The following is a 23,849-nucleotide window of genomic DNA, read 5'->3' as shown; positions in this document are numbered from 1 at the left end:
TCAGAGTCCTTCCGCCGCAACCTTGGCAACGACATGGGGCATCACGCTCCAGACGCTGGTTTCTTCGATGGACAGCGCGTCCTGCGTGCGGGTTTCGAGCCACAGGCGCTGGATCAGGTTCTGCGCCACCTGCAGGCGGTAGTCGGCCGAGGCCCGCATGTCGGAGAGCGGCTTGAAGTCTTGCGCCAGCGCCAGCTTGGCGGTGGCCACGCTGGCCTGCGTCCAGGGCTTGCCCACGAGCGCGGCTTCGGCGTTGGCGGCGCGCTTGACGGTGGCGGCCATGCCGCCGAAGGCCAGGCGCACGGCCTTCACCGTGTCGCTGCCTTCTTCCAGCTCGATGGCGAAACCCGCGCACAGCGCCGAGATGTCGCAGTCGAAGCGCTTGCTGATCTTGTACGCCCGCACCTGGCGGCGCAGGGCGGCCAGAGGCACCGCCAGCCCCTGCACGAACTCGCCGGGCTGCAGCTGGTTCTTCATGTAGTCGAGGTAGAACTCGGGCAGCGGCATGCGGCGCACGGTGTCGCCGCGGCGCAGCTCGATCTGCGCGTCCAGCGACATCAGCACCGGCGGCGAATCGCCGATGGGCGAGCCGTTGGCGACGTTGCCGCCCATGGTGCCGGCGTGGCGGATCGGCGGCGAGGCAAAGCGCAGCCACACATCGGCGAGGCTGGGCACGCGCTCGACGAGCGCGCCGAAGGCCGCTTCGAGCGATGCGCCGGCGCCAATGTAGAGCTCGTCGGCACGCTCTTCGATCGTCTTCATCTCGGCCACGTCGCCGACATAGATGATGTCGCCGAGGTCGCGGAACTGCTTGTTGACCCACAGGCCGACGTCGGTCGAGCCCGCGAGCAGCTGGGCGCCCGGCTTCTGCACGCGCAGTGCGGCGAGTTGGGCGATGGTCTTCGGGGCATGGAAGTGATCGACGCGGGCGCCGAGCGGGGCGGCGTAGTCGAGGCCGTCGTTCTTCAGCGCGGTGAGCGCGGCCACCACGGGCGCAGTGTCCAGGCGCACGGCGGGCAGGTCGAACATGCGCTGGCCGGCATCGAGGATCGGGCGGTAGCCGGTGCAGCGGCACAGGTTGCCCGACAGGTGGTCGGCCAGCTGCTGGCGCGTGGGCTGCGTGCCTTCGGCCTGGTGGTGTTCGTAGGTGGCCCACAGCGACATCACGAAGCCCGGCGTGCAGAAGCCGCACTGCGAGCCGTGGCAGTCGACCATGGCCTGCTGCACGGGGTGCAACGGTTGGACGGCGTGCTTGGCGTGGGCGTCGGTCTTGGGCTTGCACTGTGACGCGCACTGGCCCTTGAGGTCTTCGACCGTGAACAGCGCCTTGCCGTGCAGCGTGGGCAGAAACTGGATGCAGGCGTTGACGGTCTGCAGCTGCAGGCCGTCGACCGCGCCGGGTGCGTGAGCGTCGGTGGCCAGCTCGCCGATGACGACGGTGCAGGCGCCGCAGTCGCCTTCGTTGCAGCCTTCCTTGGTGCCGGTGCAGCGTGCGTCTTCGCGCAGCCAGTCGAGCACGGAGCGGGTCGGATGGACCCCGCTGACGTCGACGATCTTTCCGCGATGGAAGAAGCGGATCGGTTGAATCGGTGTGCTGCTGCTCTCGGTGCTCATGCTTTTTCTGGCTCGTGGGCGGCCCGTCATGGGCCAGTCATGGACGTTAGCGGCTTGCGTGGGGTCTTGCATACGGGCACGCCCATAACGCGTATGTGAGGGTCGGTATGCCACGTCCGGGGAAACCCTTGGATTGACGCTGCAATTCCCGGGCCACGCCGGAAACCGAGGGTTTTCAGCCGTTTTTCAGCCGTGTGCGATGGCGGTCCAGGCGGTGGCGAGCAGCGTCACGCCGGCCACGAAAAGCAGGCCGGCGACCAGCCATTGCAAGGTGCGCGGCTGCAGCTTGTTGGGCAGGCGATGGTGCAGCCGCGTCGCGGCGTAGACCACGGGCATGGCGCAACCGGCCAGCAGCGCCGAGTGCCACGAGAAGTGGCCCGTCGGCACCACGATGACGAGCCGCACGAGCGAGTTGAAGGCGAACATCAGCAGCAGCGCGCGGCGCACGAGTTCGCGGTCCAGCGGCTGGCGGTACATGTGGAAGACGATGGGCGGGCCCGAGGCCGAGAACAGCCCGCCCAGCACGCCCGAGAGCCCGCCGATGAGGGCGAAGCTGGTGCGGCCCGACACCGCCGGCAGCGGCTTGCCCTGCAGCAACAGCAGCACGGCGCACACGAGGATCGACGCGCCCAGCAAGCCACGCAGCCAGTCCACGGCGCTGCCGCTGAGCCACACGAGCAGCATGAGCCCGACGATCACGCCGACGGTGCTGCCGTTGAGCGCGGGCTTCATCAGCTGCCAGGGCACGGGGCCGGGGCGCGCGCGGAAGTAGGTCCAGCCGTTGAGGAGGCTCAGCACCGTCGCGGCATTGGCTGCGTCGTTCACGCTGGCGATGTCGAACACCGACACGAGGCCCAGCAGGATGAGGCTGAACGCAAACCCCGTGAGGTTCTGCGCGTAGGTGGCCAGGCCCACGCAGGCCATGAAGATCAGGACCGGGACGGCCCCGGAAAGCATCGCTTGCACCGGATTCAGTCAGTGCGCGCCGAGGCTGGCGGGACGGTGGAAGGAGGCGGGGGAACAGGGATGCGGGACGGACATGCAGACGGAATCGGGAAACAGGGGTGCGAGGGGCGCGAAGCAGGAACGCTTGAGAATAACGCGTGTGTTCGGGGCGCGCGGTCAGCCGCGCTCCGAGAACAACGCCACGATCACCTGCCGCAACCACCGGTTGCCCGGGTCGGCCTCGAAGCGCTTGCTCCAGTGCAGCGACACGGTGAAGTCGCGCAGCGGAAACGGCGGCTCGACGATGGCGTAGCCGCCCTCGGCCGCGAAGCCGCGCGCGATGTTGCGCGGCATCACCACCGCCAGGTCGGTGGCGCGCACGATGGCCGGCAGCACCATGAAGTGCTCGGTCGTCAGGCGCAGCCGGTCTTCGAGGTTCAGCAGCTGCAGGATGCGCAGCGTGTCGGCATGGGTGCGCACGGCCACGTAGTCGAGCTCATGCAGCGCCGCGAGCAGCGCCTGGCCGCTGCGCCGGCGCTTCACGAAAGGGTGGTCGTGGCGCAGCAGCACGATGTAGCGGTCTTTCAGCAGCTGCGTGCGCTGGGTGTCCTCCACGTGCGGCAGGAAGCCGAAGGCGAAATCGACCTTGCCGTTGTCGAGCGCGGAGGCGATCTCGCCCGGCGCGAGCGGCATGGTCTCCACACGCACGCCCGGCGCCAGCTCGCGCAGCCGCGCCATCAGCGCGGGCAAAAAGCGGCCCTCGCCGATGTCGCTCATGTGGATGCGGAACAGCTTGCGCGAGGCGGCGGGATCGAAGCGCTCGGGCTCGCTCAGCGCCTGCTGCAGCATCGCCAGCGCCGACTGCACGGGCGCCGCCAGCCGTTCGGCGCGCGGCGTGGGCGCGACGCCGCCGAGGCTGCGCGTGAACAGCGCGTCGCCCAGCAGCAGGCGCAGCCGCGTGAGGCCGTGGCTGGCCGCCGGCTGCGTGAGGCCCAGCGCCTCGGCGGCGCGGCTCACGTTGCGGGTGCGGTAGACCGCGTCGAACAACCGGAGCAGGTTGAGGTCGACCGCGTCGATATGCACTCCATTCATATTCGATAGCTGGCTCATTGCATTGAAGTATGACGCACGCCCGCCCACACTCCCGCGTTCTCCCCACGACAAGAAGCACGAGACACGATGGAAGTTTCATTCAGCAAGGAAGTGGAAATGCTGCGCCTGGGCGCGGGCGACACCTTCCACGGCGAGGGCATCCTCGCGATCACCAAGGGACTGCTGCAGTCGGGCGTGGCCTACGTCGGCGGCTACCAGGGCGCGCCGGTGTCGCACCTGCTCGACGTGATGGTGCAGGGCAAGGCGTACATGGACGAACTGGGCGTGCACGTCGAGGCCTGCTCCAACGAGGCCTCGGCGGCGGCGATGCTCGGCGCGTCCATTCACTACCCGCTGCGCGGCGCGGTCACCTGGAAGTCGATCGTCGGAACCAACGTGGCGGCCGATGCGCTGTCCAACCTGTCGTCACCCGGCGTGACCGGCGGCGTGCTGATCGTGGTGGGTGAAGACTATGGCGAAGGCGCCAGCGTGATCCAGGAGCGCACGCACGCCTACGCGCTCAAGTCGAGCATGTGCCTGCTCGATCCGCGGCCCGACCTGGGCGTGATGGTGCGCATGGTCGAGCAAGGCTTCCAGCTGTCGGAAGCCTCGAACATGCCCTGCCTGATGGAGCTGCGCATCCGCACCTGCCATGTGCGCGGCAGCTTCGACTGCAAGGACAACATCGCGCCCGCCGTGTCCACGCGCGCGCTGATGAACGAGCCCGCGGGCTTCGACTACATGCGCCTGGCGCACCCGCCCGTCACCTTCCGCCACGAGAAGCTCAAGGGCGATGAGCGCATGCCGGCCGCGCGCCGGCACATCGTGGCGAACGGCCTCAACGAACTGATGCCCGGCCGGCGCCACCCCGACCTGGGCATCGTGGTGCAGGGCGGGCTCTACAACGCGCTGATCCGCAGCCTGCAGCAGCAGGGCCTGGCCGATGCCTTCGGCGAGACCGAGATCCCGATCCTCGTGCTCAACGTGACCTACCCGCTGGTGCCCGAGCAGGTGGCCGACTTCTGCGTCGGCAAGCGCGCGGTGCTGGTGGTGGAGGAAGGCCAGCCCGAGTACATCGAGCAGGACATCGCCACCCTGCTGCGCCGCCGCGACATCCAGACGCCGCTGCACGGCAAGGACCTGCTGCCGCAGGCCGGCGAGTACGGCGTGGAGGTGCTGTCGGGTGGCCTTGCGGCCTTCGCCGCGCGCTACCTCGGCGCAAGCGAGGCCGCTGCCTCGGCGCAGGCCTGGCTGGCCGGCAACCGCGAGCGCCGCGAGGCCGTCGCGCGCCGGCTCGACGCCCCGCTGCCCGCGCGCCCGCCGAGCTTCTGCGTCGGCTGCCCCGAACGGCCGGTGTTCTCCGCGCTCAAGCTCGCGCAGCAGGAGACCGGACCGGTGCACATCGCGGCCGACATCGGCTGCCACGCCTTCGGCACCTTCGAGCCCTTCTCGATGGGCCATTCGATCCTCGGCTACGGCATGAGCCTGGCCAGCCGCGCGGGCGTGGCGCCGATGATGAACCGGCGCACGCTGTCGATCATGGGCGACGGCGGCTTCTGGCACAACGGCCTGCTCACGGGCGTGCAGAGCGCACTGTTCAACGACGACGACGCGGTGCTGCTGATCTTCAAGAACGGCTACACCTCGGCCACCGGCACGCAAGACATCATCTCCACGCCCGACGACGAGATCAAGGAACGCGCCGTCGACAAGCAGCAGAGCCTGGTCGACAAGAACCAGACCATCGAGGCCACGCTGAAGGGCCTGGGCGTGCAGTGGATGCGCACCGTCACCACCTACGACGTGGAGCGCATGCGCAAGACGCTGACCGAAGCGCTCACCAGCGACTTCAACGGCCTGAAGGTAGTGATCGCCGAAGGCGAGTGCCAGCTCGAACGCCAGCGCCGCATCAAGCCGTGGATCGCCGGTCTGCTCAAGAAGGGCCAGCGCGTGGTGCGCGTGAAGTACGGCGTCGACGAGGACGTGTGCAACGGCGACCACGCATGCATTCGGCTGTCGGGCTGCCCCACGCTCACGCTCAAGGACAACCCCGACCCGTTGAAGGTCGACCCGGTGGCCGTGGTGATCGACGGCTGCGTGGGCTGCGGCCTGTGCGGCGCCAACGCGCACGCCGCCACGCTGTGCCCGAGCTTCTACCGGGCCGAAGTGGTGCAAAACCCGAAGTGGCATGAACGCCTGCTGCACGGCCTGCGCAGCGCAGTGGTCAGCGCACTCCGGCCGGCATGAGAAAGAACAACGACATGGAACAGAACCAACGCCCCACCACCCTGCTCGTCTGCGCCCTCGGCGGCGAAGGCGGCGGCGTGCTCACCGAATGGCTGGTCGACACGGCGCGGCATGCGGGCTACGCGGCGCAGAGCACGTCGATCCCCGGCGTGGCGCAGCGCACCGGCGCCACCACCTACTACATCGAAGTGTTCCCGGTGCCGATGGCACAACTCGGCGGCCGGCGCCCGGTCTTCAGCCTGAGCCCGGTGCCGGGCGCGCTCGACGCGATCGTCTCGTCGGAGCTGCTGGAGACCACGCGCCAGATCGGCAACGGCATGAGCGCGCCGCTGCGCACGCTGGTCATCAGCTCGTCGGCGCGCGTGCTCACCACGGCCGAGCGCATGGTGCCCGGCGACGGCCGCGCCGACGCGCAGCGCCTGATTGACGTGGTCAAGGCCTTCAGCCGCGAGCACCACGTGCTCGACATGGGCGGCATGGCGCGGGAGGCCGGCACGGTCGTCAGCGCCGTGATGCTGGGCGCGATCGCGGGCAGCGGGCTCTTCCCATTCCCGCGCGAAGCCTACGAACGCGCGGTGCGTGGCGGCGACGAGGCCGCACCCGACAAGCTCGGCAGGATGGCCGCCGCCAGCCTGCGCGGCTTTGCCATCGCCTTCGAGGCGGTGCGCGCGCCGCGCGCCCAGGCCGCCTTCGTGCAGGGCGTGCTGGCCAGCGACGACACGCGCGACGCGCCCCCGACACCGCAGGCCCTGCCCGACGACGTGGCGCGCCGCTTTCCGCCGGCCGTGCACGACATGCTCGCGCTCGGCCATGCGCGGGTGCGCGACTACCAGGACGGCGCCTACGCCGCGCTGTACGCCGAGCGCCTCGCGCGGGTGCTCGAGGCCGAGCGCGCCGCCGATCCGTCGGGCGCGCAGGGCTTCGCGGTCACGCGCGAAATGGCGCGCTGGCTGGCGCTGTGGATGGCCTTCGACGACATCGTGCGCGTGGCCGCGCTGAAGGGCCGCGCCAGCCGCGCGCAGCGCGTGCGCCAGGAAGTGCGCGCGGGCGACGAAGACATCGTGAAAGTCTTCGACCACTTCAAGCCCGGCGCACCCGAGTTCGCCGCGCTGCTGCCGCCCTCGCTCGCGCGCCGCGTGACCGCCTGGGACCGTGGCCGCCAGTCGCGCGGACTTGCGCCGTGGGCCTTGCCGCTGCAGGTGGGCAGCCACTCGGTGCTGGGCATGGTGTCGCTGCGGCTGCTGGCCTCGCTCACCTGGCTGCGCCGACGCGGCAGCCGCTTCGCCGAAGAGCAGGCGCTGATCGAGCGCTGGCTCTCCGCCGTCGAAGCCGGCACGCGCGCGCACTGGGCGTTGGGCCGCGAGCTGGCGCTGTGCGGCCGGCTCATCAAGGGCTACGGCAGCACCAACGAGCGCGGCAAGCACAACCTGCTGCACGTGATCGACGAGCTCGCGGGCCGTGCCACGCTGCCGCCCGCCGCACGCGCCGAGGCGATTGCCGCGGCACGCGAGGCCGCGCTCGCGGACGAAGGCGGCAAGGCGCTGGACGCCGCGCTCACGCGCCACGGCGCCGCGCCGCGCCCGGTGCAGGCGCAACCCATCCGCTGGATGAAGCGGCCCAAGACAACGACCACGATCTGAGGAGACAAAGAACCATGACCCCATCCACCCCCGCTTCCTCGCGCCGCCTGCTGCTGGCGCTCGCATTGGCCAGCACCGCCTTGTGCGCGCCCGCCGTGCACGCCGACACCTGGCCGTCCAAACCCATCAAGGTGATCGTGAACTTCCCGGCCGGCGGCGCGGCCGACCAGCTCGCGCGTGCCATCTCGCAGCCGCTGCAAGAGGCGCTGAAACAGCCCGTGGTGATCGAGAACCGCGGCGGTGCCAACGGCAACGTCGGCGGCGAGGCCGTGGCGCGCGCGGCGGCCGACGGCTACACGCTGCTCATGAGTTCGGGCGGCATGGTGTCGGTGAACCCGCACCTGTACGCGCGCATGAGCTTCGATCCCGCGAAGGACCTGGTGCCCGTGGCCGCTGCCGCGCGCGTGCTGGTGTTTCTGGTCACACGCCCTTCCCTGCCGCCGACCGACGTGAAGTCGTTCATGGCCTACCTCAAGGCCAACCCCGGCAAGCTCTCGTACGGTTCACCGGGCAACGGCAGCTCGCCGCACCTGGCGGGCGAGATGTTCAAGAGCCAGGCCGGCCTGTTCGCGCTGCACGTGCCCTACCGCGGCGCCGCGCCCGCGCTGCAGGACCTGCTGGCCGGGCAGATCGACTACGCCTTCGACCCCGGCATCGGCTTGAACCAGGTGCGCGCCGGCAAGCTCAAGCTGCTGGCCGTGGGCAGCCCGCACCGCTCGTCGCAGTTCCCCGACGTGCCCACGCTCGACGAGGCCGGCCTGCGCGGCTTCGACGCCGACACGGTGTTCGGCTTCTACGCGCCGGCCGGCACGCCGCCCGAGGTGGTCGCGCAGCTCAACACGCAGATCAACCGCGCGCTCGCGCTGCCGGCGGTGAAGGAGCGCATCGCGGCCATCGGCGGCGAGCCGGCACCGGGCACGCCGGCCGACTTCCAGCGACGCGCAGCGGCGGACTCGCAGCGCTTCGGCGCGCTGATCCGCGACCGCGGCATCAAGGCTGATTGAGCGCCTAGGACAATGGCCGGATGAGCAGCACTCCATCTCCCAAAGACGCTTCCGGCCAGGAAGTCGTCTACACCGCACGCGTCGAGTTCGGCGACTGCGACCCCGCAGGCATCGTCTGGTTCCCCAACTTCTTCCGCTGGATCGATGCGGCCTCGCGGCACTTCTTCGCCGAATGCGGCGTGCCGCGCTGGGAAGAAACCGCCCAGACCCTTGGCGTGATCGGCACGCCGCTGGTCGACACGCACACGCGCTTCGTCAAGGCGGCCAGCTACGGCGACACGCTGCACATCGCGGTGCGCATCACCGAATGGCGCGACAAGAGCTTCGTGCAGACCTACCGCGTGACACGCGGCGACGACCTGATCCTCGAATGCGAAGAGGTGCGGATCTTTGCGGCCAAGCGCGAAGGCGGCGGCATCCGCGCGGTGCCGGTTCCGCCGACGATCCGCGCGCTCTGCACGGGTTGAACGACGCCCGGCATTCGGCATAGGCCACCCTGCCGAAACCTACCCATGGCATCCCTCATTGGAGGGATGCCGCACGGGAGCGATGGCGAATTGCATCGTGCGCTCCTCTGAGCGGCTCCCATATCTTCGGTATCGCCTGACACAACTTCTTGCGCTTCACTACGGCCCATGGTCTACGCAGAGGAGGTCACGATGCCCAGGCCCAGTCTTCACAGCGCGAGCATCACGCTGAAACTCCCCTTCGACATGAGCGCCGCGCAAGAAGTCGCCGCCCTGCGCGCCGCCGGCATTCCGGTGGACGACCTGGGCAATGCGCTGTCGGGCTTCTTGTTCGTGCGTTTCAGCGACGGCTGGCGCGGCGACTCGAACGTCTTCCGCTGGTTTCCGAGCCCCATCGAACGCAGCGCGAACGAACCCCGGCTCCACGCCACGCCACCGCGACACAGCCTGCCCCTGCAGGCCAAGGGTTGACGCTGGCAATGATGCGGTGCAACAATCCGGAAATCATCATTTCGGAGCCCCGTGCGTGGACAGTGCCAGTTGGATCAGTGACAAGACGCGTGCCTCGGCAGGCGTGACACCCCTGGCCCTCTAGCGCAGGCAGCTCCCGCGCTGCGGCCGCCGTGCACGCAGCGCGAACCCCTTGCCCCACGGGCAAGCGGCTCTCCTACCGATTCCCGTTGTTCTTTGTCGCTGACTTTGTCAGTCAGCTTGCGTGCGTCCGTGCGCGAGGCCCTTCAGCGCGAAGGAGCCTTGTCATGCGCCAGTTTCAAATTCGTCCGTTGCATCCGCAGACACGACCGTCGCACGGTCGCCCGTCCGCGCACGCCGGTGCGCAAGCGCCTGCCCGCGTGGGCCCTGCGCCGCACGTCGATGACGAGCAGACCCTGGACCGCGCCGCCGCGCTGTGGACCACGCGCCGCATCCGCAGCTTCCTGCTGCTGCTCGAACAGCCCGGCCACGGCACGCGCCGCTGAGCCTCGCCGCCCTGCAACTCACCACAGAACAGGAGGCCACCATGGACCCGGACCCTTGCTTGCGCTGCTGTGCGCCGCCTTCCTTGCCCGATCGATCCCCCATTCACCTCGCAGCCTTCCGCGCTGCGGAGGAGCGCCGCCGTCTGACTGCTGAGTAAGCAAGTCGTCACGGGCGTTTCCTTCCTTCGCGGCGCGCCGCACCCGAAGGAGAAACGCCCATGACCCGCGAACGCCTGCGGCGTGTCGCGCGGACGGCCACGGCCGCCCGTTCCAACGCCCGCCCCTTTTCCTTCCACCGCCCCGCGCCAGGCCACGCCTGGCTCGCCACGCTCTGCGGCCTGGCCGCCGCGCAGACCCACGCCGCCGGCGGACACCATTCGGTGGACGACGCCGCCATCCTCGATCCGGGCCAGTGCCAGGTCGAGACCTGGAGCGGCCAGCGCCTCGTGCATCTCGGCCCCGCCTGCCGCGTCGGTCCGGTCGAGCTGGGCCTGAACCTAGAGCGTGAGCGCAATGCCGATGGCCGCACCGTGCGCGCCGGTCCGCAGATCAAGTGGGCCTTTGCGCTCACCGACACCCTGAGCACCGGCGTGCTCGCCTCGGCCTCGTGGCAACGCAACGATAACGAGCGCACCTCGCTGCGCCTCACCGACAGCAGCCTCGTGATCCCCGTCACCTGGCAGTTCGACGACCAGTGGCGCGCCCACCTCAACCTGGGCCGCGACTTCCATCGCGCGCAGCCGAGCAGCAGCCACTCGGGCGCGGCGCTCGAATGGGCCGCGCTGCCCGCGCTGTCGCTCGTGGCCGAGCGCTTCCGCGAAGGCGGGCGCAACGCCTGGCGCGCCGGCCTGCGCTGGGCGGCCGCACCGGCCCTGAACGTCGACTTCAGCCACGCACGCGACCTGCGCCACGACGGCCCGCGCGGCTGGACGCTGGGCCTCACCTGGGCGTTCGCTCGCTGAGCGCCCCCACACAGGAGAAGAACAATGAAGAACGTCCTGAAGTCCTTTTTCGAAAGCTTCCTGCGCAGCCGCCACATGCGGCATCACTTCGAGCGCTGGCAGACGCTGCTGAGCGCCAAGCCCAGCAGCCTGGGCTCGGCCGCGATGCCGGCCGAGATCGCCAGGGCGCTGGCCACCGCCTCGCACACCGACGCGGGCGAGGTGCTGGTGCGCCTGGACAGCTCGTCGCAAGGCCTGACCGAAACCCACGCGCTGGCGCTGCGCAAGCGGCTGGGCAGCAACGAGGTGCGCCACGAGCAGCCGCTGCCGTGGTGGAACCACCTGTGGCAGTGCTACCGCAACCCCTTCAACCTGCTGCTGACGGTGCTCGCGCTGGTCTCGTACGTAACCGAGGACACGAAGGCCACGGTGGTGATCGGCAGCATGGTGCTGCTGTCGACCGTGCTGCGCTTCCTGCAGGAGTCGCGCTCCAACAAGGCGGCCGACCGGCTCAAGGCGATGGTCAGCAACACCTCGACGGTGCTGCGCCCCGCGCCGGACGAGAAGGCGGGCCGCGCGGGCGACAGCGGCTTCGATCTCGCGCACGCCGGCACGCAGCGCATCGAAGTGCCGATGCGCGACCTCGTGCCCGGCGACGTGATCGCGCTGTCGGCCGGCGACATGATCCCGGCCGACGCGCGCCTGCTTTCGGCCAAGGACCTGTTCATCAGCCAGTCGGCGCTCACCGGCGAATCGATGCCGGTGGAGAAGTTCGCAGCCACCGCCGCCGACCACCGGGCCGGCGTGCTGGAGCGCGACAACCTGCTCTTCATGGGCACCAACGTCATCAGCGGCACCGCCACCGCGGTGATCGTGCACACCGGCGAGCGCACCTTCTTCGGCGCGCTGGCCCAGCGCGTGAGCGCGACCGACCGCGGTACCACCGCCTTCCAGGCCGGCATCAACCGCGTGAGCTGGCTGCTGATCCGCTTCATGCTGGTGATGGCGCCGCTGGTGCTGGTGATCAACGGCGTGACCAAGGGCGACTGGTGGGAGGCGGCGCTGTTCGCGCTGTCGATCGCGGTCGGCCTCACGCCCGAGATGCTGCCGATGATCGTGACGGCCACGCTGGCCAAGGGCGCGGTCGTGATGTCGCGCCGCAAGGTGATCGTGAAGCGGCTCGAAGCCATCCACAACTTCGGCGCGATGGACGTGCTGTGCACCGACAAGACCGGCACGCTCACGCAGGACCGCATCGTGCTCGAACGCCACACCAACGCCTGGGGCGAAGGCTCCGACCATGTGCTGCAGCAGGCCTACCTCAACAGCTTTCACCAGACGGGACTGAAGAACCTGCTCGACAAGGCGGTGCTCAGCCACGGCGAAGTGCAGCTCGACGCACAGCTGCAGACCCGCTGGCGCAAGGTCGACGAAGTGCCCTTCGATTTCTCGCGCCGCCGCATGTCGGTGGTGGTGGCACACGGCGACGACGAGCATCTGCTGATCTGCAAGGGCGCGCTCGAAGAGATCCTGTCGGTATGCACCTCGGTCGAACGCGGCGCCGAGGTGCTCGCGCTGGACGCCGACGTGATGGCGGGCATCCACCGCGTGGCCTCGCAGCTCAATGCCCAGGGCCTGCGCGTGGTGGCCGTGGCCAGCCGCACGCTGCACGCCGATGCGCGCAAGCCGGCCTATAGCGTGGCCGACGAGGCGGGACTCACGCTGCTGGGCTACGTGGCCTTTCTCGATCCGCCGAAGGAATCGACCGCGCCCGCGCTGCTGGCGCTGGCCGCACACGGCGTGGCGGTGAAGGTGCTGACCGGCGACAACGAGCTGGTCACGCGCAAGGTCTGCGGCGATGTCGGCATCGACGCCGGACGCATGGTGCTGGGCCACGAGGTCGAGCGCATGAACCAAGCCGAGCTGCGGCAGGTGGTCGAAATGCGCCAGGTGTTCGCCAAGCTCACGCCCGCGCACAAGGAACGCATCGTGCAGGCGCTGCATGCCAACGGCCACGTGGTCGGCTTCATGGGCGACGGCATCAACGACGCGCCCGCGCTGCGCGCTGCCGACATCGGCATCTCGGTGGACGGCGCGGTGGACGTGGCCAAGGAATCGGCCGACATCATCCTGCTCGAAAAAAGCCTGATGGTGCTGGAGCAAGGCGTGGTCGAAGGCCGCCGCACCTTCGCCAACATGCTCAAGTACATCAAGATCACGGCCAGCTCGAACTTCGGCAACGTGTTCTCGGTGCTGGTGGCCAGTGCGTTCCTGCCCTTTCTGCCGATGCTGCCGCTGCACCTGCTGGTGCAGAACCTGCTGTACGACGTGTCGCAGATCGCGATCCCGTTCGACAACGTGGACGAGGAGTTCCTGAAGACGCCGCAGCGCTGGAACCCGGCCGACCTGGGCCGCTTCATGGTGTTCTTCGGGCCGCTGAGCTCGGTGTTCGACATCCTCACCTACACCGTGATGTGGTTCGTGTTCGCGGCCAATTCGGTAGAGCACCAGACGCTGTTCCAGTCGGGCTGGTTCATCGAGGGCCTGCTGTCGCAGACGCTCATCGTGCACCTCATCCGCACGCGCAAGATTCCGTTCCTGCAAAGCCGCGCGGCCTGGCCGCTGCTGGCCATGGGCGCGGCCATCGCCGCGGTCGGCATCTGGCTGCCGATGGGACCGCTGGCGCACTACTTCAAGCTGCAGGCGCTGCCGCTCGCATACTTCCCGTGGCTGGTGCTGATGCTCGTCGGCTACGTCACGCTGACGCAGACCGTGAAGGGGTGGTACGCGCGCAGGTACGGCTGGCAATGAGACACGGACAACCGTCCGAACGCAGGTCGCCCGGTGCACGAGGAATCGAGCGAGGCGACGTACACGGTGCGAGTGATCTGCTCATGCGCGGCGCGGCCCGAGGTGATGGACCAGCTGCTGGTGCAACTGGAAGCCGCGAACTACCCGGTGCGCGACATCGACCAGCATGCCTTCGGGCCGGCCGACGTCGGGCCGTTCAAGGAACACCGCGGAACCGGCTTTGCCGGGCCGTGGTGTTGCCCCCGGCGAGGGGTTGGCGAAGCGACACGAAGTGCGCGCAGCCTGGGGGAGAGCCCAGTTCAGACGCCGAGGATCGACACCGCCTTGGTGTTCAAGTAAGCCTCGATGGCCTCAGGGCCGCCTTCCGAACCGTAGCCCGAATCCTTCACGCCGCCGAACGGCATTTCCGGCGAGGGCGTGGCAGGCTGGTTGATCCATAGCATGCCGAGTTCGAGCTTCTGGCTCAGCAGGTGCGCGCTCTTGATCGACTTGGTGAAGGCATAGCCGGCCAGGCCGAAGGGCAGGCGGTTGGCTTCGGCGATGGCTTCTTCCAGCGTGTCGAAGCCGCGGATGGCGGCGATGGGGCCGAAGGGCTCGTTGTTGAACACGTCGGCGTCCAGCGGCACGTCGGTGATGACGGTGGGTGCGAAGAAGTTGCCGGTGTCGCCGACGCGTTCGCCGCCGGTCGCGACCGTGGCGCCCTTCTTGCGCGCGTCTTCCAGCACGTGGGCCATGGCCGTGAGGCGGCGGGCGTTGGCCAGTGGGCCGAGGTTGGTGCCTTCAGCCAGGCCGTCGCCCATCTTCAGGCCTTCGGCGTGCTTGACCAGCAGGCTCGCGAACTCATGGCGCAGGCTGTTGTGCACCAGGAAGCGGGTCGGCGAGATGCAGACCTGGCCCGCGTTGCGGAACTTGGCGGCACCGGCGGCCTTGACGGCCAGCGCCACGTCGGCGTCTTCGGCCACGATCACCGGGGCGTGGCCGCCCAGTTCCATCGTGACGCGCTTCATGTGCGAACCGGCCAGCGCAGCCAGCTGCTTGCCGACCGGCGTCGAGCCGGTGAACGTGACCTTGCGGATGATCGGGTGCGCGATCAGGTAGCTCGAGATCTCGGCCGGGTTGCCGAACACGAGGCCCACGACACCGCCCGGAATGCCGGCGTCGACAAAGGCCTTCAGCAGCGCAGCGGGCGAAGCCGGCGTTTCTTCAGGTGCCTTCACCAGGAACGAGCAGCCGGTGGCGAGCGCAGCACCGAGCTTGCGCACGATCTGGTTGACGGGGAAGTTCCACGGCGTGAAGGCCGCGACCGGGCCGACCGGCTCCTTGATGACCAGTTGCTGCGCGGCCAGGTTGCGCGAGGGCACGATGCGGCCGTACACGCGGCGGCCTTCGTCGGCGAACCACTCGATGATGTCGGCGGCGGCCATCATTTCGACCTTGGCCTCGCCCAGCGGCTTGCCCTGTTCCTGCGTCAGCAGCTTGGCGATGTCCAGGGCGCGTTCGCGGATCAGGCCGGCGGCGCGGCGCATCACGGCGGCGCGCTCGTTGGCGGGCGTGTCGCGCCAGGCTTCGAAGCCGCGCTGGGCGGCGGCCAAAGCGCGGTCGAGGTCGACGGTGCTGGCGTGCGCCACCTTGCCGATGGCCTTGCCGGTGGCGGGGTTCAGCACGTCGAGCGTCTTGCCGTCGGCGGCATCGACCCATTGGCCGTCGATCAGCAGGCGGGTGTCGGTGTAGGTGGCGGTCATGGCGAACTCTTTCCTTCGAGGACTGGATGGTGAAAACGAAACGGGAAATGGGGCGCGCGGCGCGGCACCCCGTGGGGGTGCGCATGCGACAACGGCGGCCAAGCGCCGCCGGGGCCGTAGATTAACCTGAGTTCAGGAAGCTTGCCCGAGGCCCGGGCATCGCAGCGGTCCGGCCCGCGCCGGCCTACAGCACGAGGATCGCGCGGAAGTCGTTGACGTTGGTGTTCGTCGGACCGGTCACGAACAGGTCGCCGATGGCGTCGAAGTAGCCGTAGGCGTCGTTGCGGTCGAGGTGGTCGGAGAGCTTCCTGTCCTGCGCCGTGGCGCGCGCCAGGGTGTCGGGCGTGACGAAGGCGCCGGCATTGTCTTCCACGCCGTCGATGCCGTCGGTGTCGGCGGCCAGCGCCCACACCTGCGGCTGGCCCATGAGCGCACCGGCCAGCCCCATGCAGAACTCGCCGGCCCGCCCGCCGCGGCCCTTGGCCTGGCCGGGCTGGCGCGGGCGGATGGTGACCGTGGTTTCGCCGCCCGACAGGATGACGCAGGGCCGCGCAAACGGCGCGCCACGCAGCGCCACGGCCCGCGCGAGCGCCGCATGCACCTTGCCGACTTCGCGCGATTCGCCTTCGATCTCGTCGCTGAGGATGTGCGCCTCGAGGCCCGCGGCGCGCGCGGCCGCGGCGGCGGCTTCGAGCGACTGCTGCGGCGTGGCGATCATGTGCGTGCTGTGGCCGGCGAACGCGGCGTCGTCGGGCTTGGGGGTTTCGAGTGCGCCGCTTTCGAGCTGCGCACGCACGGGCGCCGGCACCTCGATGCCGTAGCGGTCGAGGATGGCGAGCGCCTCGGCGCAGGTGGTGGCGTCGGGCACGGTGGGGCCGCTGGCGATCACGGCCGGGTCGTCGCCCGGTACGTCGCTGATGGTGAGCGTGACCACGCGCGCCGGCGCGCAGGCCGCCGCAAGCCGGCCGCCCTTGATGCGCGACAGGTGCTTGCGCACGCAGTTCATCTCGCCGATGTGGGCGCCGCTGTCGAGCAATTGCTTGTTGATGCGCTGCTTGTCGGCCAGCGTGAGGCCCTCGGCCGGCAGCACCAGCAGCGACGAGCCGCCGCCGGAGATGAGGCACAGCACGAGGTCGTCGGCCGTGAGGCCCTGCGTGAGTGCGAGGATGCGCTCGGCCGCCTGCTGGCCGGCCGCGTCGGGCACGGGGTGCGCGGCCTCGACGATCTCGATGCGCTGCGGCACGCCTTCGGGGCGCGGCGGAATGTGGTCATAGCGCGTGACGACGAGGCCCGACAGCGGCGCGTCGGCCGGCCACAGCGCCTCGAGCGCCTGCACCATCGAGCCGCCGGCCTTGCCGGCACCCAGCACCACGGCACGGCCCTTGGGCGGCTGGGGCAGATGGGCGCCCAGCGTGGACAGCGGCAGTGCGCGGTCCACCGCCACGCGGTACAGGTGTTCGAGGAAGGCGCGCGGGGCTTCGCGCGGATCGGGCGTGGCGGCAGTGGGCGAAGGCGAGGTCGATGCGGTCATGGCTTGCGTGTTGTCTCCATTCGGCGATTGTGCGACGACCGGCGGCCCGCCCTCGCAGGCCGCGCTGCGCCTCTAGTTCGTCTTGGCGCCGGCCTGGAACCAGCGGCCGATCAACGCCCGCTCTTCGTCGGTGATGTTCGTCGCGTTGTTCATCGGCATGATCTTGGTCACCACCACCTGCTGGTAGATCGCCTGGGCGTGCGCCGTCACCTGGTCGGGCGTGTCGACGCGCACGTTCTTCATCTGCACGGCTGCGCCGTGGCACATGAAGCAGCGCTGCTCCAGCACCTTCTGCACGTCCTGGAAAGCCACGGCGGGCGCGGCCTGGGTGGTGGCCGCGACCGGCGCCACCGGCGCGGGCTTCATCCACACGATCGTGAGGCCCAGCACCGCGATGCCGACCATCGCGTAGGGCAGCGGATTGCCCGCGTTGCCCAGCTTGAAGCGGTGACGCACCACGAAGAACTGCCGGATGGCCGCGCCGCCGAGCATGATCAGCAGCAGGACGATCCAGTTGTACTTGTGCGTGTAGGTGAAGCTGTAGTGGTTGCTCAGCATCGCGAACAGCACCGGCAGCGTGAAGTAGGTGTTGTGCACGCTGCGCTGCTTGCCGCGCTGGCCGTGCACCGGATCGACCGGCCGGCCTTCGCGCAGCGCCTTCACGTTCTTGCGCTGGCCGGGGATGATCCAGAAGAACACGTTGCCGCTCATGGTGGTGGCCATCATGGCGCCCACCAGCAGGAAGGCCGCACGGCCCGCGAACCACTGGCAGGCCAGCCAGGTCGCGAAGACGATGAAGATCGCGATCAGTACGCCGACGATGGTGTCGCCGTTCTTGCGGCGCCCGAAGATCTGGCAGATGCCGTCGTAGACCATCCAGAACACGACGAAGAAGGCCAGCGCCACGGCAATGGCGGCGCCGGGCTGCCAGTCCATCTTGCTCTTGTCGATGAGGTACGTGCTTGCGTTCCACAGGTACGACATGGTGAACAGCGCAAAGCCCGTGAGCCACGTCGAGTAGCTCTCCCAGTACGACCAGTGCAGGTGGTCAGGCAGCTTCTTGGGCGCCAGCGCGTACTTCTGGCTGTTGTAGAAGCCGCCGCCGTGCACGGCCCATTGCTCGCCGCCCACGCCCTTGTCGAGCGACTCCTGGTCCTGCGGCTTCTCGAGGCTGTTGTCCAGCATCACGAAGTAGAAGGAGGCGCCGATCCATGCGATGGCGGTGATGACGTGGACCCAGCGCAGCAGCAGGTTGGCCCAGTCGAGGTAATAGCTTTCCATGTGCTCTCTCTCAACCCTCTAGACGCGTGGGGCGTCGATGAGGGGTTTCAGCCTGCTCACCACTGCGGGCGCTGTAAGCAGAGAAAGTGCCGCGAACGCAGGTCCGTTGAAAACGACCTCGCTCCGCTGCGGCTTGTTGTGGACCGAAAGTGTATACAGTTTTGGCACGAGGCGGGATGCTTTTTGCGGCGTCACCGCCAAGGGAAAACCCTGTTCAGCCCAGCGATTGCAACAACTGTGCCGCCACGGCGACCGCGATCACCTCGGGCTCCTTGCCCGTGATGCCGGGCACGCCGATCGGACAGGTGACGCGCGCCAGTTCGTCGGCCGTGAAGCCGCGCGCCTCCAGCCGGTGACGGAAGGTGGCCCATTTGGTCTTGCTGCCGATGAGGCCGATGTAGGGCAGGTCGCCCCGCGTGCGCAAGCGCTTCAGGCAGGCGATGACGATGTCGAGGTCTTCGGCGTGGCTGAAGCTCATGATCAGCACGCGGCTGCCGGGCGAGAGAGAGGCCACGGCGTCCTGCACGGGCTCCGAATGTTCAGTGTCGATCTGCGCAGGCAGCGCGTCGGGGAACACGCCGTCGCGGCTGTCGATCCAGCGCACCGAGAACGGCAGCACGGCCAGCAGACGCGCCAGCGCGGCGCCCACGTGGCCGCCGCCAAAGAGCGCCACGGGTTCAAGCTGCGCGACCAGTTCCTTCTGCAACGCGGGCACGTCGGCCGCGCCGATGCGCCGATAGGTCAGGAACATCACGCCGCCACAGCACTGCCCCAGGCTCGGGCCCAGCGGATAGCGCTGCACGCCGTCCAGGCTGCGCGTGCCGGCCAGGATCTCGCGCGCTTCCTGCGTGGCCTGGAATTCGAGCTGCCCGCCGCCGATGGTGGCCGTGAGCCCGTCGGCCCAGACGGCCATCCAGGTGCCGGCCTCGCGTGGGGCCGAGCCCTGCGTCGATTCGACGCGCACCAGAACCGCGTCTTCTTGGCGAAGACGCATCAGCAATTGATCGACCGCACCGTTCATTCGAAAACCTCCGCGCTCCGCGCTGCGGTGCGAGCTTGCTTGGGGCGGCCCGGCACTGCGCATGCCCGATACCTTCGGTTGCCGAGCCTGCAACGACTCACGGTATAACCCCGGCGATGATGACGAACCGCCAGCTTACGCCGCGCCGCCTCGCCTGGGCCGCCACTGTTCTTTCCGCCTTGTGGCTCGCCGGTTGTGGCTCGACGGGCTCGGTGCCCGGCCAGCTCAGCGGTGCCAGCAATGCACAGGGCAGCGGACCCGCGCCGCGCGCTTCGAGTGCCACCACCGCGCGCGACTACCGCCGCGACGCAGCCCGCCACATCTACAACGCCAACGCCTCGCGCATCTACAAGGGGCAGATGCCGCCGTTGCTGTACGCCGTCGGGACGTTGCAGGTGAACCTCGACACCGGCGGCAAGGTGGTCTCGATGCACTGGCTGCGCGCGCCCAAGCACGCGCCCGAGGTGATCGCCGAGATCGAGCGCGCCGTGCTGCAGGCCGCGCCCTTCCCGCCCGCCCAGCGCCTGGGCGCGGTCACCTGGACCGACACCTGGCTGTGGGACAAGAGCGGGCGCTTCCAGCTCGACACGCTCACCGAAGGTCAGCTGCAAGGCGACTGACCTCAGGAGCCGCGGTACGTGGAGTAGCTCCACGGGCTGACCAGAAGCGGCACGTGGTAGTGCTGGTCGGTGTGCGCCACGCCGAAGTCCAGCGCCACCTTGTTCAGGAAGTTCGGCTCCGGCAGCGTCACGCCGCGGGCCTTGAAGTAACCCGCCACGTCGAACACCAGGCGATAGGTGCCGACCTTGATCGAGTGGTTGTCGTACAGCGGACCGTCGCTGCGGCCGTCCGAATTCAGCGTGAAGCGCTTCACCAGCGTCGCGGCGTCGCCGTCGGTGGTGTACAGCGCCACCTCCATGCCGGCCGCAGGGCCGCCGTGCATCGTGTCCAGTACGTGAGTGCTCAAGCCCATGAGGCATTCCTTCAAAAAATGGTGCCGGATCGGTGAGATCGGGGAGACCAAAGGGGCGGGAAATTCCGGTGGACAAAAGTGTATACAGTTACCGGCTTTGGGTCTATCATGAAAAACATGGAGTCCTCCACCACCCGTTCGATCGTCGATGCCCTCACGAAGGCCATCGTCGAGCACCGCCTCCAGCCCGGCACCAAGCTCGCCGAGCAGAAGCTGGCCGATCACTTCGGCGTGTCGCGCACGCTGGTGCGCCAGGCGCTGTTCCAGCTCTCGCAGAACAAGCTGATCCGCCTGGAGCCGGCACGCGGCGCCTTCGTGGCCGCGCCCGCCGTCGACGAAGCCAAGCAGGTGTTCGCCGTGCGCCGCATGCTCGAGGCCGAGATGACCCGCGCCTTCGTGCGCAGCGTCACGCCGGCCAAGATCAAGGCGCTCAAGGAGCACGTGGCGCTCGAGAAATCGGCCGTCGGCGGCGAAGACGTGTCGGGCCGCACCGAGCTCCTGGGCGATTTCCACGTGCGCATGGCCGAGCTCATGGGCAACCAGGTGCTGGCGCAAATATTGGGCGAGCTGATCTCGCGCTGCGCCCTCATCACGCTCATGTACCAGAGCACCAGCGCCGCCGAGCACTCCAACGACGAGCACGCCGACATCGTGAAGGCGCTGGCCGCGCGCGACGAGGAACTCGCCGTGCGCCTCATGACCGAGCACCTGGAACACGTCGAGGCCAATCTCACCTTCGACCGCAAGGTCCCGACCAACGACATCTCGCTTGCGTTGTCCTGATCCACACCATGACCCCATGACTGCCTACGACACCACCCAGCCCTACCCGCGCGACCTCGTCGGCTACGGCCGCAACCCGCCCCACGCCCGCTGGCCCGGCGGCGCGCGCGTGGCCGTGCAGTTCGTCCTGAACTACGAAGAAGGCGGCGAGAACGCCACGCTGCACGGCGACGCGGGCTCGGAGCAGTTCCTGTCCGAGATGTTCAACCCGGCGAGCTTCCCCGACCGGCACATCAGCATGGAAGGCATCTACGAGTACGGCTCGCGCGCCGGCGTGTGGCGCATCCTGCGCGAGTTCGAAAAGCGCGGCCTGCCGCTGACCGTGTTCGGCGTCGGCATGGCGCTGGAGCGCTACCCCGAACTCACGGCCGCCTTCAAGGAACTCGGCCATGAAATCGCCTGCCACGGCTGGCGTTGGATCCACTACCAGAACATCGATGAAGCCACCGAGCGCGAGCACATGCGCCTGGGCATGGAAGCGATCGAAAAGCTCACCGGCGAGCGCGCGCTCGGCTGGTACACCGGCCGCGACAGCCCGCGCACGCGCCGCCTCGTGGCCGACTACGGCGGCTTCGAGTACGACAGCGACTACTACGGCGACGACCTGCCCTTCTGGATGAAGGTGCAAAAGACCGACGGCAGCGTGGTGCCGCAGCTCATCGTGCCCTACACGCTCGACGTGAACGACATGCGCTTTGCGCTGCCGCAGGGCTACTCGCACGCCGACCCGTTCTTCCAGTACATGAAGGACACCTTCGACGCGCTGTATGCCGAAGGCGATCCGAACGGCGACGACAGCCCCAAGATGATGAGCATCGGCATGCACTGCCGCCTGCTCGGCCGCCCTGGCCGCATCACCGCGCTGCAGCGCTTTCTCGATCACATCGCCACGCACGACAAGGTGTGGGTCTGCCGCCGCGTCGACATCGCACGCCACTGGAAGCAGGCGCACCCCTTCGAAGCCGGAACCGCATCATGAGCACCCCTGTCCTCACCCTCGCCCAACTCAACGCCGCCGCGCCGGCCGCCGCCGTCGCCATGCTCGACGGCGTGTACGAACACTCGCCCTGGATCGCGCAGCGCGCGCTGGTGCAGCGCCCCTTCCGCTCGCTCGCGCACCTCAAGCACGCGCTGGTGCAGGCGCTGGCTGCCTCATCGGCCGACGAGCAGATCGGCCTGATCCGCGCCCACCCCGAACTCGCCGGCAAGGCCATGGTCAGCAAGACGCTCACGGCCGAGTCGACCAACGAGCAGAACAAGGCCGGCCTGACCGACTGCACGCCCGAAGAGTTCGCGCAGATCCAGCAGCTCAACGCCGACTACAACGCGAAGTTCGGCTTCCCGTTCATCCTGGCCGTGCGCGGCCCGCGCGGCACGGGCCTGGCCAAGCGCGAGATCATCGAGACCTTTGCGCGCCGGCTGCACAACCACCCGAGCTTCGAGCTCGGCGAGGCGCTGCGCAACATCCACCGCATCGCCGAGATCCGCCTGAACGACAAGTTCGGCGCCGACATCACGCTCGGCAACGACGTGTGGGACTGGCAGGAACAGCTGTCGGTGCACACCGACCCCGGCTATGCCGAGAAGGGCCAGCTCACCGTTACGTACCTGACCGACGCGCACCGCGCCTGCGCCGCGAACATCTCGGGCTGGATGCGCGACTGCGGCTTCGACTCCGTGCACATCGATGCGGTCGGCAACGTGGTCGGCCGCTATGAAGGCGCCACGCCCGACGCCAAGACCCTGCTCACCGGCTCGCACTACGACACCGTGCGCAACGGCGGCAAGTACGACGGCCGCCTGGGCATCTTCGTGCCCATGGCTTGCGTGCGCGAACTCAAGCGCCAGAACCGCCGCCTGCCCTTCGCCTTCGAGGTCGTCGGCTTCGCCGAAGAAGAAGGCCAGCGCTACAAGGCCACCTTCCTCGGCTCGGGCGCGCTCATCGGCCACTTCGACACCCGCTGGCTCGACCAGAAAGATGCCGACGGCATCACCATGCGCGAGGCCATGCAGCACGCGGGCCTGCAGGAAGAAGACATCCCGAAGATCCAGCGTGACCCGGCGCGCTACCTCGGCTTCGTCGAGGTGCACATCGAGCAGGGCCCCGTGCTCACCGAGCTCGACCTGCCGCTGGGCATCGTCACCTCCATCAACGGCAGCGTGCGCTACGTGGGCGAAGTCATCGGGATGGCCAGCCACGCCGGCACCACGCCCATGGACCGCCGCCGCGACGCCGCCGCCGCCGTGGCCGAACTCATCCTCTACGCCGAGCAGCGCGCCGCCAAAGACGGCGACTCGGTCGGCACCGTCGGCATGCTCGAAGTGCCCAGCGGCTCGATCAACGTCGTGCCCGGGCGCTGCAAGTTCAGCCTCGACCTGCGCGCGCCCAACAACGCACAGCGCGACGCGCTGGCCAACGACGTGGTCGCCGCGCTGAAGGACATCTGCGAACGCCGCGGCGTGCGCTACGAGCTCGAAGAAACCATGCGCGCCGCCGCCGCGCCGAGCGATCCCGCCTGGCAGCAGCGCTGGGAACAGGCCGTCGACGCGCTGGGCATTCCGCTCTTTCGCATGCCCAGCGGCGCCGGCCACGACGCGATGAAGCTGCACGAGGTGATGCCGCAGGCCATGCTCTTCGTGCGCGGCATCAACTCGGGCATCAGCCACAACCCGCTCGAGTCGAGCACCAACGACGACATCCAGCTCGCCGTGCAGGCCTTCCAGCTCTTGCTGAACAACCTCGCCACCGAGCAAGCCCACTGACCGACCCCACAAGAACA

At 68.9% G+C, this 23,849-nt stretch carries 21 protein-coding genes; 13 read left to right on the top strand and 8 right to left on the bottom strand.

What is annotated here, in order from left to right; genetic code table 11:
* The 3 genes from xdhA to ASD34_RS05830 form a co-directional block, all read right to left on the bottom strand.
* Nucleotides 1–1,614 (bottom strand): xanthine dehydrogenase small subunit, encoded by a 1,614-nt coding sequence (xdhA, locus tag ASD34_RS05840; RefSeq protein WP_056574118.1) that lies wholly within the window; start codon nucleotides 1,612–1,614, stop codon nucleotides 1–3.
* Between the two features lie 186 nt (nucleotides 1,615–1,800).
* Nucleotides 1,801–2,571 carry a sulfite exporter TauE/SafE family protein gene (locus tag ASD34_RS05835; protein ID WP_235509985.1) on the bottom strand — a complete coding sequence of 257 codons (771 nt, stop codon included), beginning with the start codon at nucleotides 2,569–2,571 and terminating at the stop codon, nucleotides 1,801–1,803.
* Between the two features lie 165 nt (nucleotides 2,572–2,736).
* Complete coding sequence (locus tag ASD34_RS05830; RefSeq protein ID WP_056574113.1) at nucleotides 2,737–3,651, bottom strand: LysR family transcriptional regulator; 915 nt, start codon at nucleotides 3,649–3,651, stop codon at nucleotides 2,737–2,739.
* Between the two features lie 87 nt (nucleotides 3,652–3,738).
* Here ASD34_RS05830 and ASD34_RS05825 point away from each other — a divergent pair, with 87 nt between their 5' ends.
* The 9 genes from ASD34_RS05825 (at nucleotide 3,739) to ASD34_RS28075 (ending at nucleotide 14,077) form a co-directional block, all read left to right on the top strand.
* A complete protein-coding gene (locus ASD34_RS05825) occupies nucleotides 3,739–5,898 on the top strand; it encodes an indolepyruvate ferredoxin oxidoreductase subunit alpha (protein ID WP_056574109.1) in 2,160 nt (719 codons plus the stop codon).
* 14 nt (nucleotides 5,899–5,912) lie between these two features.
* Nucleotides 5,913–7,538 (top strand): indolepyruvate oxidoreductase subunit beta family protein, encoded by a 1,626-nt coding sequence (locus tag ASD34_RS05820; protein WP_056574106.1) that lies wholly within the window; start codon nucleotides 5,913–5,915, stop codon nucleotides 7,536–7,538.
* 14 nt (nucleotides 7,539–7,552) lie between these two features.
* Complete coding sequence (locus ASD34_RS05815) at nucleotides 7,553–8,542, top strand: Bug family tripartite tricarboxylate transporter substrate binding protein (RefSeq protein ID WP_056574103.1); 990 nt, start codon at nucleotides 7,553–7,555, stop codon at nucleotides 8,540–8,542.
* A gap of 20 nt (nucleotides 8,543–8,562) precedes the next feature.
* On the top strand, nucleotides 8,563–9,009 hold the full coding sequence (locus ASD34_RS05810) for an acyl-CoA thioesterase (RefSeq protein WP_056574101.1): 447 nt from the start codon (nucleotides 8,563–8,565) through the stop codon (nucleotides 9,007–9,009).
* A gap of 192 nt (nucleotides 9,010–9,201) precedes the next feature.
* Nucleotides 9,202–9,480, top strand: coding sequence for a hypothetical protein (locus ASD34_RS05805; RefSeq protein WP_056574098.1), 279 nt, complete (start codon nucleotides 9,202–9,204; stop codon nucleotides 9,478–9,480).
* 287 nt (nucleotides 9,481–9,767) lie between these two features.
* Complete coding sequence (locus ASD34_RS05800) at nucleotides 9,768–9,986, top strand: hypothetical protein (RefSeq protein ID WP_056574095.1); 219 nt, start codon at nucleotides 9,768–9,770, stop codon at nucleotides 9,984–9,986.
* A gap of 218 nt (nucleotides 9,987–10,204) precedes the next feature.
* On the top strand, nucleotides 10,205–10,948 hold the full coding sequence (locus ASD34_RS05795; RefSeq protein ID WP_056574092.1) for a hypothetical protein: 744 nt from the start codon (nucleotides 10,205–10,207) through the stop codon (nucleotides 10,946–10,948).
* Between the two features lie 24 nt (nucleotides 10,949–10,972).
* Complete coding sequence (gene mgtA / locus ASD34_RS05790) at nucleotides 10,973–13,738, top strand: magnesium-translocating P-type ATPase (protein ID WP_056574090.1); 2,766 nt, start codon at nucleotides 10,973–10,975, stop codon at nucleotides 13,736–13,738.
* A 33-nt stretch (nucleotides 13,739–13,771) separates the two neighbouring features.
* Complete coding sequence (locus tag ASD34_RS28075; RefSeq protein WP_056574087.1) at nucleotides 13,772–14,077, top strand: hypothetical protein; 306 nt, start codon at nucleotides 13,772–13,774, stop codon at nucleotides 14,075–14,077.
* Here ASD34_RS28075 and ASD34_RS05780 read toward each other — a convergent pair.
* The 4 genes from ASD34_RS05780 to xdhC form a co-directional block, all read right to left on the bottom strand.
* Nucleotides 14,038–15,480, bottom strand: coding sequence for an NAD-dependent succinate-semialdehyde dehydrogenase (locus ASD34_RS05780; RefSeq protein WP_056574084.1), 1,443 nt, complete (start codon nucleotides 15,478–15,480; stop codon nucleotides 14,038–14,040). The genes ASD34_RS28075 and ASD34_RS05780 overlap by 40 nt on opposite strands.
* Nucleotides 15,481–15,664: 184 nt before the next feature.
* Nucleotides 15,665–17,011: a glycerate kinase gene (locus ASD34_RS05775; RefSeq protein ID WP_056574081.1), complete on the bottom strand. Its 1,347-nt coding sequence runs from the start codon at nucleotides 17,009–17,011 to the stop codon at nucleotides 15,665–15,667.
* Nucleotides 17,012–17,083: 72 nt separating this feature from the next.
* Nucleotides 17,084–18,292: a urate hydroxylase PuuD gene (locus ASD34_RS05770; RefSeq protein WP_056574078.1), complete on the bottom strand. Its 1,209-nt coding sequence runs from the start codon at nucleotides 18,290–18,292 to the stop codon at nucleotides 17,084–17,086.
* 214 nt (nucleotides 18,293–18,506) lie between these two features.
* Entirely contained in the window at nucleotides 18,507–19,313 is an 807-nt protein-coding gene (gene xdhC, locus ASD34_RS05765) for a xanthine dehydrogenase accessory protein XdhC (RefSeq protein ID WP_056574076.1), read from the bottom strand.
* A 116-nt stretch (nucleotides 19,314–19,429) separates the two neighbouring features.
* Between xdhC and ASD34_RS05760 the strand changes: the two genes are divergently transcribed.
* Nucleotides 19,430–19,933 carry a hypothetical protein gene (locus ASD34_RS05760; protein ID WP_056574073.1) on the top strand — a complete coding sequence of 168 codons (504 nt, stop codon included), beginning with the start codon at nucleotides 19,430–19,432 and terminating at the stop codon, nucleotides 19,931–19,933.
* A 2-nt stretch (nucleotides 19,934–19,935) separates the two neighbouring features.
* Here ASD34_RS05760 and uraH read toward each other — a convergent pair whose 3' ends face one another.
* Nucleotides 19,936–20,286 carry a hydroxyisourate hydrolase gene (gene uraH, locus ASD34_RS05755; protein WP_056574070.1) on the bottom strand — a complete coding sequence of 117 codons (351 nt, stop codon included), beginning with the start codon at nucleotides 20,284–20,286 and terminating at the stop codon, nucleotides 19,936–19,938.
* A 108-nt stretch (nucleotides 20,287–20,394) separates the two neighbouring features.
* Here uraH and ASD34_RS05750 point away from each other — a divergent pair, with 108 nt between their 5' ends.
* Genes ASD34_RS05750 through uraD form a run of 3 tightly spaced genes read left to right on the top strand, consistent with a single transcriptional unit; the run spans nucleotide 20,395 to nucleotide 23,832 of the window.
* Entirely contained in the window at nucleotides 20,395–21,069 is a 675-nt protein-coding gene (locus tag ASD34_RS05750) for a GntR family transcriptional regulator (RefSeq protein WP_056574067.1), read from the top strand.
* A gap of 16 nt (nucleotides 21,070–21,085) precedes the next feature.
* Nucleotides 21,086–22,048: an allantoinase PuuE gene (gene puuE, locus ASD34_RS05745; RefSeq protein ID WP_056574063.1), complete on the top strand. Its 963-nt coding sequence runs from the start codon at nucleotides 21,086–21,088 to the stop codon at nucleotides 22,046–22,048.
* Nucleotides 22,045–23,832, top strand: a complete 1,788-nt coding sequence (gene uraD / locus ASD34_RS05740) for a 2-oxo-4-hydroxy-4-carboxy-5-ureidoimidazoline decarboxylase (protein ID WP_056574060.1) — start codon at nucleotides 22,045–22,047, stop codon at nucleotides 23,830–23,832. Before puuE ends, uraD begins: the two co-directional genes overlap by 4 nt.
* The last annotated feature ends 17 nt before the right edge of the window (nucleotides 23,833–23,849 follow it).

Source organism: Variovorax sp. Root473 (genome assembly GCF_001426505.1).
GTDB lineage: Bacteria > Pseudomonadota > Gammaproteobacteria > Burkholderiales > Burkholderiaceae_C > Variovorax.
The sequence above is the reverse complement of the archived record's forward strand: the minus strand, read 5'-3'. Positions and strand labels throughout refer to the sequence as shown.

Coding starts and splice junctions, on each gene's coding strand:
- xdhA (WP_056574118.1), bottom strand. CDS start 1,614: ATGAGCACCGAGAGCAGCAGCACACCGATTCAACCGATCCGCTTCTTC.
- ASD34_RS05835 (WP_235509985.1), bottom strand. CDS start 2,571: ATGCTTTCCGGGGCCGTCCCGGTCCTGATCTTCATGGCCTGCGTGGGC.
- ASD34_RS05830 (WP_056574113.1), bottom strand. CDS start 3,651: ATGAATGGAGTGCATATCGACGCGGTCGACCTCAACCTGCTCCGGTTG.
- ASD34_RS05825 (WP_056574109.1), top strand. CDS start 3,739: ATGGAAGTTTCATTCAGCAAGGAAGTGGAAATGCTGCGCCTGGGCGCG.
- ASD34_RS05820 (WP_056574106.1), top strand. CDS start 5,913: ATGGAACAGAACCAACGCCCCACCACCCTGCTCGTCTGCGCCCTCGGC.
- ASD34_RS05815 (WP_056574103.1), top strand. CDS start 7,553: ATGACCCCATCCACCCCCGCTTCCTCGCGCCGCCTGCTGCTGGCGCTC.
- ASD34_RS05810 (WP_056574101.1), top strand. CDS start 8,563: ATGAGCAGCACTCCATCTCCCAAAGACGCTTCCGGCCAGGAAGTCGTC.
- ASD34_RS05805 (WP_056574098.1), top strand. CDS start 9,202: ATGCCCAGGCCCAGTCTTCACAGCGCGAGCATCACGCTGAAACTCCCC.
- ASD34_RS05800 (WP_056574095.1), top strand. CDS start 9,768: ATGCGCCAGTTTCAAATTCGTCCGTTGCATCCGCAGACACGACCGTCG.
- ASD34_RS05795 (WP_056574092.1), top strand. CDS start 10,205: ATGACCCGCGAACGCCTGCGGCGTGTCGCGCGGACGGCCACGGCCGCC.
- mgtA (WP_056574090.1), top strand. CDS start 10,973: ATGAAGAACGTCCTGAAGTCCTTTTTCGAAAGCTTCCTGCGCAGCCGC.
- ASD34_RS05780 (WP_056574084.1), bottom strand. CDS start 15,480: ATGACCGCCACCTACACCGACACCCGCCTGCTGATCGACGGCCAATGG.
- ASD34_RS05775 (WP_056574081.1), bottom strand. CDS start 17,011: ATGACCGCATCGACCTCGCCTTCGCCCACTGCCGCCACGCCCGATCCG.
- ASD34_RS05770 (WP_056574078.1), bottom strand. CDS start 18,292: ATGGAAAGCTATTACCTCGACTGGGCCAACCTGCTGCTGCGCTGGGTC.
- xdhC (WP_056574076.1), bottom strand. CDS start 19,313: ATGAACGGTGCGGTCGATCAATTGCTGATGCGTCTTCGCCAAGAAGAC.
- ASD34_RS05760 (WP_056574073.1), top strand. CDS start 19,430: ATGATGACGAACCGCCAGCTTACGCCGCGCCGCCTCGCCTGGGCCGCC.
- uraH (WP_056574070.1), bottom strand. CDS start 20,286: ATGGGCTTGAGCACTCACGTACTGGACACGATGCACGGCGGCCCTGCG.
- ASD34_RS05750 (WP_056574067.1), top strand. CDS start 20,395: ATGAAAAACATGGAGTCCTCCACCACCCGTTCGATCGTCGATGCCCTC.
- puuE (WP_056574063.1), top strand. CDS start 21,086: ATGACTGCCTACGACACCACCCAGCCCTACCCGCGCGACCTCGTCGGC.
- uraD (WP_056574060.1), top strand. CDS start 22,045: ATGAGCACCCCTGTCCTCACCCTCGCCCAACTCAACGCCGCCGCGCCG.